The sequence below is a fragment of the Streptomyces sp. 1222.5 genome (assembly GCF_900105245.1).
Classification (GTDB): Bacteria; Actinomycetota; Actinomycetes; order Streptomycetales; family Streptomycetaceae; genus Streptomyces; species Streptomyces albidocamelliae.
Genome location: NZ_FNSZ01000001.1, coordinates 401,252 through 413,201, shown reverse-complemented (window position 1 = coordinate 413,201; position 11,950 = coordinate 401,252). Strand labels below are relative to the sequence as shown.

At 69.0% G+C, this 11,950-nt stretch carries 11 protein-coding genes and 1 pseudogene; 5 read left to right on the top strand and 7 right to left on the bottom strand.

The genetic code is table 11. The features are described 5' to 3' along the window. Positions 1–148: 148 nt before the first annotated feature. Positions 149–688: a hypothetical protein gene (locus BLW57_RS02050; protein ID WP_093471689.1), complete on the top strand. Its 540-nt coding sequence runs from the start codon at positions 149–151 to the stop codon at positions 686–688. Between the two features lie 238 nt (positions 689–926). Beyond that, on the top strand, positions 927–2,741 hold the full coding sequence (locus BLW57_RS02045) for a stealth family protein (RefSeq protein WP_093471687.1): 1,815 nt from the start codon (positions 927–929) through the stop codon (positions 2,739–2,741). A gap of 69 nt (positions 2,742–2,810) precedes the next feature. Here BLW57_RS02045 and BLW57_RS02040 read toward each other — a convergent pair whose 3' ends face one another. After that, positions 2,811–4,235 carry a sensor histidine kinase gene (locus tag BLW57_RS02040; RefSeq protein WP_093471686.1) on the bottom strand — a complete coding sequence of 475 codons (1,425 nt, stop codon included), beginning with the start codon at positions 4,233–4,235 and terminating at the stop codon, positions 2,811–2,813. 157 nt (positions 4,236–4,392) lie between these two features. Between BLW57_RS02040 and BLW57_RS02035 the strand changes: the two genes are divergently transcribed. Further along, the gene (locus BLW57_RS02035; protein ID WP_256339342.1) at positions 4,393–4,725 is read left to right on the top strand and encodes a transposase; all 333 of its coding nucleotides are present in this window, start codon (positions 4,393–4,395) and stop codon (positions 4,723–4,725) included. Positions 4,726–4,925: 200 nt separating this feature from the next. On the opposite strand, the gene BLW57_RS02030 is transcribed toward BLW57_RS02035, so the two are convergent. From BLW57_RS02030 to BLW57_RS42860, 4 genes and pseudogenes are all read right to left on the bottom strand, one after another. Continuing rightward, on the bottom strand, positions 4,926–5,333 hold the full coding sequence (locus BLW57_RS02030; protein WP_093480463.1) for a TipAS antibiotic-recognition domain-containing protein: 408 nt from the start codon (positions 5,331–5,333) through the stop codon (positions 4,926–4,928). A 395-nt stretch (positions 5,334–5,728) separates the two neighbouring features. Beyond that, positions 5,729–5,893 (bottom strand): annotated as a pseudogene (locus BLW57_RS02025) (transposase); the annotation flags it as partial. Positions 5,894–5,938: 45 nt separating this feature from the next. Next, entirely contained in the window at positions 5,939–6,877 is a 939-nt protein-coding gene (locus BLW57_RS02020) for a MerR family transcriptional regulator (RefSeq protein WP_093471684.1), read from the bottom strand. A 61-nt stretch (positions 6,878–6,938) separates the two neighbouring features. Then, on the bottom strand, positions 6,939–8,150 hold the full coding sequence (locus BLW57_RS42860) for a bifunctional class I SAM-dependent methyltransferase/NUDIX hydrolase (RefSeq protein ID WP_093471683.1): 1,212 nt from the start codon (positions 8,148–8,150) through the stop codon (positions 6,939–6,941). A gap of 400 nt (positions 8,151–8,550) precedes the next feature. On the opposite strand from BLW57_RS42860, the gene BLW57_RS02010 reads away from it, so the two are divergent. Next, complete coding sequence (locus BLW57_RS02010) at positions 8,551–9,414, top strand: LLM class flavin-dependent oxidoreductase (protein ID WP_093471681.1); 864 nt, start codon at positions 8,551–8,553, stop codon at positions 9,412–9,414. Positions 9,415–9,485: 71 nt separating this feature from the next. Beyond that, positions 9,486–10,124 (top strand): VOC family protein, encoded by a 639-nt coding sequence (locus BLW57_RS02005; protein WP_093471680.1) that lies wholly within the window; start codon positions 9,486–9,488, stop codon positions 10,122–10,124. A gap of 141 nt (positions 10,125–10,265) precedes the next feature. Here BLW57_RS02005 and BLW57_RS02000 read toward each other — a convergent pair whose 3' ends face one another. Together BLW57_RS02000 and BLW57_RS01995 are read right to left on the bottom strand one after the other, a co-directional pair. Next, the gene (locus BLW57_RS02000) at positions 10,266–10,829 is read right to left on the bottom strand and encodes a GNAT family N-acetyltransferase (RefSeq protein ID WP_093471678.1); all 564 of its coding nucleotides are present in this window, start codon (positions 10,827–10,829) and stop codon (positions 10,266–10,268) included. A gap of 279 nt (positions 10,830–11,108) precedes the next feature. Then, a complete protein-coding gene (locus BLW57_RS01995) occupies positions 11,109–11,765 on the bottom strand; it encodes a hypothetical protein (protein ID WP_093471677.1) in 657 nt (218 codons plus the stop codon). Positions 11,766–11,950 lie beyond the last annotated feature (185 nt).

The window sequence follows — 11,950 nt, the reverse complement described above, 5'->3', positions numbered from 1 at the left end:
GATGTCGATGCCACCGCCTCGGTCGAGTCGGTGACTTCTCGGAACCCTTTGAGAGGTCGTCCACGACCCCCGCCCAGAGCGGCACCGGGACGGGAACCGCCACGCTCCGGCTCGTCCTCGTGACCCGGACTGGCTCCACTACTTCCGCATGACCCACGACCTGCTGCTCGCGCCGTACCACGCGGCCTGGTCCGCCCGGCGGTCCGGCATCGGCGACCACGTCCCGCCCGCGTGGCCCGCCGGCCTGGAGAACATCACCGATCTCGACGCACCGACCGCCCTCGACGCCTGGAGCAACATCCATCGCGCGTTCCCGTCGGCCCTGGTCAGTAGGAGTGCCCTGAACGCCGCACATGATGACCCCACCCGTGGCAGCATGCTCCACGCCCCGGACGGCAGCCGTCTTGTCCCGCTCCACCCGATCACCCTCGACGAGTCGGACCTTCGCGCCCTGACGCGCGTCCGGCGAGCCGTCCGGGTCGGCGCCAAGGTGAACCCCTCGCTGCGGGTGACCCACCGCGCCGACGGTGCGGCGGACATCGAAAGCGTGCCGAGTCCGGGTGCGTACCGCGGCACGGTGGAGCGGACCATGGCGGTCCTGACGCTCACACCCGACGAAGACGTCGACATCCTGGCCGGCGCTCTGGCGCCCGAGCGGTTCGGGGACCGGCTCGCGGGGCGGTCATGACCGGTGAATTCGCTGGCGACTGGGCCCTGTTCAGAAGCCGGTACCGAGCCCCTGCTGATTATCCGAAATATCCGAGTATGTTCCAGATGGCTACATGTGGCCGCATTGTGGTTGCTGAAAGAGATCGCGATCGAAAACCGGCTTAGTATGATCAGCGGATTTCGTTGTCCGTCATGTCCGCCAGGGCCGCGAACCGGGCGAGGCAGTCGTCCGCTGCGAAGAAGGAACCGATCACGTCATGCCGTCGCGACTGAAGACCGCAGGTGAGCGGCTCCTTCCCGCCTCCGTTCGCGAGCGTCGGGAGCGCGAGCGCGAGGAGGTGCGTCGCCGAGCGGAAGCGGAAGCGGCTGACCAGAAGCGACGTGCAGCCGAGCGTGAACGCGCTGACAAGATGGCGGACCGCCGCAGGAAGCTGCTCGCGGGCGACGCCGAGCTGGTGGAATTCTCCGCGGGAGGCCGTACCTACTTCGGTCGCCGGGTGAAGTCGCTCACAGCGGCCGGGGCATCGGCCCGGAATCTGGCCCTGGTCGCCGACGCCCTGGACCATGCGGGCGTCCAGTACTTCCTGGTGCCCGGCCGCTCACCGCTGCGACACGTCGTCGGGGTGCGCCTCAGGGACCGCAAGGCACTGCTGGACGCGTTGCGAAAGCTGTACGCGTCGACGGCCCTGTACGCCATGAAGCCCGGCAAGGACCCCTGGCCGGCCGACACGGCCCTGTACGCGGACGGCGCCCTGCCCACGGCTCTCAAGCGAGGCGACGCCATCCGCTTCGGCGAGATCCTGCTCGGCCCCGCGGACCAGGTGCTCGCCGACCTCTCCCAGGGCTGTGACGTGGAGTTCTGGCGCGAGGGAGACGAACTCCTCGCAGCTGAGGACAGCGGCGACGAGCGGGCTGCCGAACGGATCGAGGGCCTGCGCACCCAGACCCCGCGTCCCGTGCTCGCCGGAGCCCTGGTCGCACCGCGTTCCAACGCCGTCTCGGATGTCCTGCCCGCCGACGCCCTCGTGCCGGCCACCCGTGACGTAGCCGACCGGACCTACCCCACATGGGCCGACTTCCTCCTGCCCACCATCGACGCCGTCGACTTCCCCATAGACGTCGTCTACACCTGGGTCGACGGGAACGACCCCGTCCACGCCGCCAGGCGCCAGGCCCACCTCGGCGACGGCGCCGCCCCCCGCATCCACGCCCGTGAGACCGGCGCTTCGCGCTACACCAGCCACGACGAACTGAAGTACTCCCTGCGCTCCCTGCAGATGTACGCCCCGTTCGTCCGCACCGTCTACCTCGTGACCGACGGCCAGACCCCTGACTGGCTCGACACCAGCGCCGCCGGGATCCAGGTCATCGACCACAAGGACGTCTTCAGCGACCCCACCGCACTACCGGTGTTCAACTCCCACGCCATCGAGACCCAACTCCACCACATCGACGGCCTGTCCGAGCACTACCTCTACTTCAACGACGACGTCTTCGTCGGCCGCCCCGTCACCGCCGGGCACTTCTTCCACGGCAACGGCATCGCCAAGCTCCCCTTCTCGCCCTTCCAGTTGGGTCTGGGCGCCCCACACCCGGACGAGCCCGCGCCCAATGCCGCGGGCAAGAACGTCCGCCGCCTCCTGCTGGGCGAGCACGCGCGGTTCACCGTGAACAAGTTCATGCACACCCCGCACCCGCAGATCCGGTCCGTGATGCGCGACATCGAGGAGCGGTTCGCCGAGGACGTGGCCCGCACCAGTCGCTCCCGCCTCCGGGACACCACCGACATCGCCATGGGCGCGTCCCTGCACCACCACCACGCGTATCTCACCGGCCGAGCCGTGCCGGGATCGTTCAAGCTGCGCTACATCGACGTCGCCCGGCCCGACGCCGCCGACCGCATGGCAGATCTGCTGGCGACCCGCCGCTTCGACTTCTTCTGCCTCAACGACGTGAACACCCCGGCCGAGCAGCGTGATCACCTCGCCGGCCAACTCCAGGCCTTCCTGGAGTCCTACTTCCCGTTCCCCAGCCGCTACGAGCGGACGGGCTCCGCGGGTTCCGTCGCCTGACACCTGACACCTGACACCTGGCACCTGGGACCCTGGAGCCGCGTTGCTGCGGACGCGACCGCCTTGGCTTCAGGGGATGCCGGGGCCCTCCGGGGGCGGTGTCCGGGTACCTGGAATTCGTACGACTGCTTCGGTTCCCCGAGAGGCAGCGGCCCGCAGTGTCACGGTGCCACCTGCTCCCTCGACCGCTTTCGCCACGATGGCCAGGCCCAAGCCGCTTCCCGGCATGCTGCGAGACGTCGGGGACCGCCAGAACCGGTCGAAGACGTGCGGTAGTTCGTCGGCGGGGATCCCTGGCCCTCGATCGCGTACGACGAGTTGTCCGTTGCTGAGGTGCAGACTGACGACCGCACCGGGCGGTGAGAACTTCACCGCGTTGTCCAGCAGGTTCACGACGGCCCGTTCCAGCGCGGCTGCTTCGGCCATCACGTACCACTCGCCGAGGTCGCTGATGAACTGGATGTCACTCCCGCGGTGTTTCACTCTTTCCATGGCACGACGAGCCACCTCATGCATCGGCACGACACCGGCAGTGGTCGCATCGTGAACCGCGTCGGAACGGGAAAGCTCTTGAAGGTCGGCGATGAGGACGGCGAGCTCCCCGGTCTGTGACTCCACGGAGGTGAGCAGATCGTCCATCACCTTCTCGGGGAGCTTTCGGCCGGACCGGTAGCTCCTGGCCAGCAGCTGGACGTTCGCGCGGAGCGATGTCAGCGGCGTACGCAACTCGTGGCCGGCGTCGGCGATCAGCTGCTGTTGACTGTCTCGCGAGACCGCCAGCGCTTCTGTCATCTCGTTGAAGCTCTTGGAGAGCCGGGCGATCTCGTCGCCACCGCCAGCCGGGATGCGGATGGCCAAGTCCTGTGTCCGGGCGATGTGTTCTGCCGCCCGGGTCAGTTCTTCCACCGGTTTCAGGCCGCCTCGGCTGATGGCGATGCCCGCTGTCGCCGCCCCGATGATGCCGACTCCCGAGAACCCCAGCAACCAGAGAGCAAGACTGCCCAATGGCTTGTCGACGACGCTGAACGACTGGGCGATCGATACGGCGTAGCCCCCGGAGAACCTTGGCGGCGTGTTCGGGCGCGTGGTCGAGACGCGCATTCTCCGGCCGTCGGCTGACACGGTGTCGTGGACCGTCGATCTGAGGATGCCCCGGGCCACGGCGAGGTCGGACTCGCCGACCTCCAGCTTCTTGTGGCCTGGGGCGACGCAGACCGTGCCGTCAGACGTGATGACTTGCACCACATAGGGCGTGGGTGTCTCGGTGCGCTGATCCTGACCCGGCAGCTCAGCACCACAGAGGCTCAGCAGTTCCTGGACGTATCCCGGCGACGCCTGCACGTTCTGCAGGTTGGAGTCCAGCTGATCGGTCAACTGCTGCTTGGTCACCAGCCACGACGCGATCGCGACGGCACTGACGGCGATGGTCACCGCCAAGGCGGCGGACAGACCAAGCCTCAACCGCAGGCTCAGGCGCCTGAACGCGTTCCTCATGACTGTTATCCCCCGGACATTCCTTCAACAGCCGTTCAAGTGGTGTGTTGGACCGCGACTCTGACGAATCGTCGATTCTGGGCCTGACAGGCGGCCGACACCACACCCGGAGTGTGTGGCCTCATGATGAGAATCAGCTGAACGACCACTGGTCCGGGTGCCTCGCATCGGGCCGGGCCGGCCGCGCCTCCGCCCCGACCGGGTGCGGGCCGACAAGGCGTACGCCTCCCGCAAGAACCACGCCTACCTGCGCCGACACGGGATCCGCTGCACCATCGCAGACAAGGCCGACCAGGCGCGCAACCGGCGGAAGCTCGGCTCCCGCGGCGGCCGGCCGCCGCGATTCGACCCGGCCGACTACCGCGAGCGTCACACGGTCGAGTGCCGGATCAACCGCCTCAAGAGACAGTGCGCTGTCGCCACGCGATACGACAAGCTCGCCGTCCGCTACGAGGCGACCGTCCTCGTCGCGACCATCGAGTGGCTGTGACGCGCGGTCTCACGCAGCGGGATCCACGTTCCACGCCGCGGGCAGATCGCTCCCGCAGAAGACGCAGACGAAGTCGTCCTCACGCACGATGTTGCCTCGGCACCAGCCCGAGACCCCGGTCTCTGCTTCCTCCACCCACGGGCTGCGACAGCCCCTGGGCCTGAACCCCGCCCATGCATGTCCTGGGCCGTGTCGCCCGACTACGCCGAAGCCTCGGCCCCTGCGCTGGGGGCGAACCCGCTCCCCTGCTCGGCGAACACCTTGATCGCGGCGCCCAGGAACTCCACCATCCGGGGGTGGTAGGAATCGTGGAACGCCCTCATGGCCTCGTCCTCGGCGTAGAAGAGCGACATGCCGACGTAAGCCTCCCTGGAGGGGGTGTAGAACCGGCTGACGATGTCGAAGTGCCTGCGGACGAGCTCCTGGATCTGCTGGTCCCCCGGCAGGGAGCCGCCGTCCAGGAAAGCCGTGATCTCCCGGTACAGGACGTCCCAGTCCTGGTGGACCCGCTCCCTGTCCACATGTTCCCAGTCGTTGGTCCCAGCAAGACTCTTCGCCTGCTCCTCGGCCAACGACCGGCGACACTCGTCCTCGTAACTGTTCCCCACGGCCCCGGTTCCCATCGTTTCGTCAGCTCTCCGGTGGATCCCCGAGAGGCCGCCGACATGTCGACATCGACCGGCCGCCGATGATCAACTGCCGGTCCAGGCCGAACGGTGACACACAGCCACCGGGTCGGCAAACCATTTCTTGGACCCTCCGGCGCTCCGTCTCCGTCAGCCGGCGGCTGAAAGGCGTGGCTCGAACGGCGAGCCGCCGGAGCGGGGCGTCCAGCCGCTCGACCGCGCGGCCCGGATTTCCCGCGGTGACCTCGCGTGGCAGGACGAGCTCGGCCGGCACCGGGTCCGGTTCCTTGACGGCCGGTCGACCGGTCTCCACGACGAGTGCCGTCCCGGGGCGGGCCGCGTCCTCCACCACGTATCCCAGGGTGCCGAGGTCCGTACTCGACGGGCACGTCCCGCCACGGAACACCGGTCCGGACCCGGGACCGCATGCCGTCGATCAACTGCCGCCGAGGCCAGATGGGTGGCCGCCCGACCCTCGTGCCCTTCGGCAACAACGGCTCCGGCACCGCCCACTGTTCGTCCGTGAGATCTCCCCGACCCATGAACCGAGATCATTCACAGCTCAGGATCCGCTTTCGATACACGGCCTAGGCGGCGTCGTCGTTGCGCAGGGCTTGGACGAGCCAGGGGTACACCGGGGTCAGGCCGGGGACCACCTCCCAGCCGTTGACGATCCACACCAGCCGCCAGTACCGGTCGACCTGGGGGTCGTGAGCCTCCTCGAACTGCTGGGCCATCCAGTTCCGGAATGCCCTGTCGGGGGTGCGCGTGAACACCCTGGCGAAGCGGTGCACAAGATCGTCGATGATGGGTACGGCCCTGTCGCTGAGCGGGTCGATGCCCGCCTCCATGGCCTCGGCCACCTTCTGGCGGGTGAAGTCCGTCAGGTCCTCGCCGGCTTCGCTCTCGATGTGGAGCGGGCGCCCGGCGGCCTGGCGTACGGCCGTACGGCGCATCCGGGCCCGGAAGTCCTCGTCGCCGACCAGCTCGGCGAGTTCCACCCACGCGGCGACCTGCTCGTCGGACGGGTCGTCGGGCAGGTCGGGAGTGGCGGCGCGGATCATGGCCACCGCGGCCTGATCGGCATCCGCTGTGCCGAAGGTTCCGTCCAGGAACTCGTCGATCAAACGGCGGCGTTCGTCGGCGGACAACTGCGTGAGCCTGTGCATGAGCTTGATCTCCTCCGGATCGGAGCCCCGGCGGGCCACGACTCGCAGAACACTCCGACGCAGCTGGAGCACTCGGAGCTGGACATCTAGGGCGTCGGCGTGTGCCGCTGCGACGTCCGCCAGCGAGAGCTCGCGGTCCAGGACCTGTTGAATCGTGGCCAGGTCCATGCCCAGTTCGCGCAGTGTGCGGAGGAGTTCCAGGCGAAGCAGTGCGTCGAGGTCGTAGAGCCGATAACCGGCGGGGCTTCGGGTGGTCGGCGCCACCACCCCCGCGTCGGAGTAGAACCGGATGGTCCTCACGGACAAGCCGGTCCGCCGAGACAGCTCCCCGATCGAGCAGAGGGTCGTAACGTCCATGCCCTCACTCTGCCGTCTCCATCTACTGGAGACTCAAGCCCATTTGGCTGCGCGTCGGTCCTCACGCGAAGCGGTCCGTCAGGGGCGTAGCGGACTGAGGGGTGTGGTAGGTGGCGAAGGGCGTGAAGTGCGCCGGGGAGTGGTCGATGGGCAGGCCGGGGCGCCAGGCCGTGAGGATCTGCGCGCTGCACACGAAGAGGCCGTCGGGCAGCTGGTCCAGGGGATACCAGGCCCAGTCGCCTACGCTCTCGTCCGGTTGCGTGGCGGGTCGGCCCTCCCACGCGCCGACCACGGCGCCCACTGTGACGCGCACGATGCCTCCGGCGTGGTCGACGAGCGTGCCCAGAAGTTCGACGTCTTCGGGGCTGGCGATCAGGCCGGTCTCCTCGCGGAGTTCGCGGACAGCAGCCGCTTCGAAGGACTCCCCGGCCTCGACGGTACCGCCGGGCAGTTCGATGGTGCCGCGCCTGTGGCGACCGAGCAGCAGACCCTGCTCGCCGAGAAGGATCGTCCCGACACCGATGGCCGCGTGCGGCGTCGGAGGCAGCCCGGTGCGAGGGCGGCTGGAGAGACGTGCGGGCCGGACGGCGAGGCGGCGGGCCCGGATGAGCTGCTGCACGACCCGCTCGCTACGGTCGGGATGGCGCAGCAGGTCGATTGCCTCGACGCGGAAGCCGTACTCGGTGAGCAGGTCCTCCCACAAGTGGGGCGCCAGAACCCACATCTGGGTGGGCAGTGGCGGATCGTCCCTGAGCCGGATGAACTGCTCGCGTGGCACGACCTCGGTGGACGGGCCGCGGTCGTACAGGTCGGTGTGCAGGAGCGAGAGGATCAGCGGAGCCCCGGGGCGCAGGCCGTCACGGATCGCGGGCAGGGAGCGGTGCGGGTCGAGGAACGCCAGGGTGCCGATGGCGTATGCGGCATCGAAGGGCTCGGCCCCGGCGAGGTGGTCGACCAGGTCTGCCCGGACGAACTCCACGCCTGCGACGCCCGCGTGAGCGGAGACGGCGCGCTCGTACTGGGTGGGCGACAGCTCGATCCCGATGACGCGCGCACCGTGGGCCTGGGCGAGGTGCACGGCATGGTGGCCGGCGCCGGAGCCGATGTCCAGGACGCGACGGCCGGCGATGTCGCCGAGGATCTCGGCACCGGGCCCCACCCCTTCCCACGGTGCCCAGGACAGTCGATCGGGGATGGGCGGCAGGTAGGAGCGGGCGAGCTGGCGCTGCCCGTAGAGTGTCCAGGCTCGTGCGTTGATGTCCTCAGCGGGCACTGTGTCTCCTTCGCGGGTGACGCGAATGTGGTCGAGGCGTACGTGCTGCGTGAGCGGGACTGCCCCAGCCGACGAACAGTTCCTGAGCCCGGACCACCTTGCCACCTTCGCTGCCCGCCGCAACCCCACCCGTGCCGGGTCACGACGGGGTTGCTCCAGAGTTCGCCGTCGATGACGACGGCGAACTGGTTGTGCGAGAGCGAGGGCGAGGACGCGGCGATGGCAGTGAAACAGCTCTCCGGTTGTTCCCGGTCACGTAGGTGCGACCAACGTCGAGCGGTCTTGGCGAGCGCGCTCGACGGCCGAGTGCAACACCCCCTGTGCGGCTCGTATCGCACGTTCAAGCCGCATGTATGTACGTCCGGTTGCCGCATTGCGCCCGACTGCGCAACCTGGTGGGATGCGCTTCTCCGTCAACATCCCGAACTTCGGTGAATTCGCCGACCCCCGTAAGGTCGCGACCGTCGCGGCTGCCGCCGAACAGGCCGGCTGGGACGGTCTGTTCGTCTGGGACCACGTACTGCACCGACAGCACCAAGGGCGTCCCTTCGCAGACCCCTGGATGCTGTTGACCGCGGCGGCGCTGGCCACCTCCCGGATCCGACTGGGCACGCTGCTGACGCCGGTTCCCCGCTACCGTCCGCAGCAACTGGCCCGCCAGGTGGCCACCCTCGACCACCTGAGCGGCGGCCGGGTGATCTTCGCCGCCGGTCTGGGCGGCCCCATCGAGGACGAATACCGTAGCTTCGGTGACACCGCCGAGCCGCGTGTCCTCGCCGAGCGGCTGGACGAGGGGCTGGAACTGCTGCCCCGCCTCTGGTCCGGCGAACCGGTGAACCACCACGGCCGGCACTACGAGGTACGCGACGTGACGCTGCTGCCCGCCACCGTGCAACGGCCCGGACCGCCGGTGTGGATCGGCGGGTTCTGGCCGCGTCGTGCGCCCATGCGGCGGGCAGCGCGGTGGGACGGCGCGGTGCCGCTCTTCGAGACGGCGCGGCACGGTCACGTGCCGGACGTGTCGGACGTACGCGAGCTGGTCGCCTATGTGCGCAAGCACCGCACAGCCGAGGCCGAGCGCCCCTTCGAGTGCGTGCTCGGCGGTGCCACGCCCCCGGACGCGGCGAAGGCCAGGGACGTGATCGGTCCCCTGTACGACGCCGGTGCCACCTGGTGGGACGAGCGACAGATACAGACCGGCCCCGGGCTGGACCGCCTCCCTCCGGTGCTGCGCCGGATCGAAGCGGGACCGCCGGTGATCTGATCAAGGTCGGCGGGCCGATCGGTCAGTTTTCGAGAAGCACCGGTTGCCCCGCCGCCCGTAACGTCGACGGCATGAACTCCATCGACGCCGTCATCCTGGAAGTGGCCGACCTCGCGGCGGCCAACCGCTTCTACTCCGCCCTTCTGGGGCCCGACTCGCCGCACCTGCGCCTGCGGGCGTCCGGGACCCCTACGACAGGATTCCGCGGCTTCACCCTGTCGCTGGTGGTGTCCCAGCCCGGCAACGCCGACGCTCTCATCAAGGCGGCTCTGGACGCCGGTGCCACCTCCCTCAAGGCCGCCTCGAAGTCGCTGTGGGGCTACGGCGGCGTCGTCCAGGCCCCGGACGGCACGATCGTGAAGATCGCGACGTCGTCGAAGAAGGACACCGGCCCGGTCTCCCGGGACTTCGACGAGTTCGTGGTCCTGCTGGGCGTCGAGGACGTGAAGGCCACCAAGCAGTTCTACGCAGAGCGGGGACTGAGGGTGGGCAAGAGCTTCGGCGGCAAGTACGTCGAGTTCGCCACCGACGCCGGCCACGTCAAGCTCGGTCTGTACAAGCGCCGCGGTCTCGCCAAGGACGTGGGCGTCTCCGCCGAGGGCACCGGATCGCATCGACTCCTGCTCTCCGGCGTTGCCGGCCCCTGCAAGGATCTGGACGACTTTGTCTGGGAAGCCAGTGCCCATGCCCCGCTGACAGCCACCGCCTGAGTGGAACGACGACACGGGGACCTTCCCCCATGCCACAACGGTGTTCTCCGAAGGCATCCGCGAGCTGGGACCGGATGCGGCCCGCTGCCGACGTGTGGACACCCAACCTGACGAAGCACCACCAGCCCCGTACTTCGCAGGTCACCGATTCAGGTCTGTGATCTCCGTTGAGTCCGGGTGTGGGCTTGCCGGTGTGTGGCCAAGCGTTCGTTGCATCAGTACGGTGTCGATCCAGCGGTCATGCTTGTAGCCGACGGCAGCCAGCCGGCCCACGTCGGCGAAGCCGAAACGGCGGTGCAGTGTGACCGACGCGTCGGTGCCGGCGTCGGCGATGACGGCGATCATCTGTCGTACGTGCGTCCGGGCACAGGCGGTCAGTAGGGCTTCCAGCAGGGCGCCACCGAGACCTTGGCCCGTCCGGCGGGGGGCGAGGAAGATCGAGTTCTCGACGGTGTGCCGATAGGCGGGCTTGGGACGCCACGGGGCTGCGTAGGCATAGCCCACGACTTCGCCCGACAGTTCGGCGACCAGGAAGGGCAGGCCCTGTGCGGTGAGGTCGTCGAGCCGCTGGTGCCAGGCGGCCACCGGTGGAGGGGTCTCCTCGAAGGTGATCACGGTGTGGCGGACATAGTGCGTGAAGATCTCGGCCACGGCGCTCAGGTCGGCCGGGACCGCTGGGCGGATCACTGACTCCACGGCTGTCACAACGGAGAGTGTAGGTCGTGCGGTTGTCCGGGTAGAGCCCGGCCATGGTCTGGTCGGGGCCCAGGGCGCGTCTGACCTGCCGCTCGATCAGGCAGAAGACCAGCAGCGCGAGGCAGATCACCTGGATCAGGGCGGCGGCGCGGCGGTTGTGCTGGACGAAGAGTGGCGTGACGGCGAGCGGGCCTTTGAAGTCCGCGTAGCGGCGTTCGACCGCGCCCTGGCCCTTGTACCGAATCAGCACCTGGGCGGGGTCGGCCTGCTCGGCGATGAGCGGGGTGATCAGCGCGTACCAGCCGTCAGCCTTCGCTTCGGCGTCGAGCACGTCCTGGTCGAAGCCCCGCTCCAGGGCGGGGCGCCCGCCTCGTCCTCACGGACCTGCCGGCGCAGGCAGGCGGTCACGCGACGCTTGGCGGCGATCACTCCGGCGCGGGCGGCAACCTTCTCCGCCGTCTTGTAGTGGCGTCCGCCGGCGGCTCGGGCGAGCTTGTCCATGTCCTCGGCCGCCTTCGCGAGGCGTTTGGCGCGGGCGGCCCGCTGCCCGGCAGCGTTGCCGGTCGAGTGGACCAGGATCCGCCGCAGGGCGAACACCGGGCCGCGATTGCGAGGGCCGGCCAGGTGGTGGACGTCCTCCAGAACCCGACAGACCTCGCGCTCGCCAGGCTTCTTGCCCGCCTCCCGGTCGGGGACCCAGTCCACCACTCGGGCGGTTTCCAGGCCGAGGACAGCGTAGACCTCGTCCTTGATCTGGGCGGCCGCGACCGGGGCGATGAACGGCACCCCAGCTTCGAGCAGGGCCGCGATGTGCGGGTAGGACACCAGCTCGGCGTCGGCGACCATCAAGAACTCCTGCGGCCCGGCCAGTCTCCGCAAGTCCTTCATCGCACCGACGACCTGGGAAACCTCGGCGGTCCCGCCGTCGAAGACCCGCGCATGCACGGGGAAACTCGCCAGCGACAGGCAGAGCGCCCAGACGCTTCTCCACCACGGACGTCACCACGCACTGAAGGCGCTGACACTCAGACCGTGGCCGCGGGGGACCGGGAAGTCGTCCACACACCCGGTCCAACGCGCCACAACCCGCCCCGGACACCGCTCCGGGACCCGAACCATCCGAATCAACG

Coding starts and splice junctions, on each gene's coding strand:
- BLW57_RS02050 (WP_093471689.1), top strand. CDS start 149: ATGACCCACGACCTGCTGCTCGCGCCGTACCACGCGGCCTGGTCCGCC.
- BLW57_RS02040 (WP_093471686.1), bottom strand. CDS start 4,235: ATGAGGAACGCGTTCAGGCGCCTGAGCCTGCGGTTGAGGCTTGGTCTG.
- BLW57_RS02020 (WP_093471684.1), bottom strand. CDS start 6,877: ATGGACGTTACGACCCTCTGCTCGATCGGGGAGCTGTCTCGGCGGACC.
- BLW57_RS02010 (WP_093471681.1), top strand. CDS start 8,551: ATGCGCTTCTCCGTCAACATCCCGAACTTCGGTGAATTCGCCGACCCC.
- BLW57_RS02045 (WP_093471687.1), top strand. CDS start 927: ATGCCGTCGCGACTGAAGACCGCAGGTGAGCGGCTCCTTCCCGCCTCC.
- BLW57_RS02005 (WP_093471680.1), top strand. CDS start 9,486: ATGAACTCCATCGACGCCGTCATCCTGGAAGTGGCCGACCTCGCGGCG.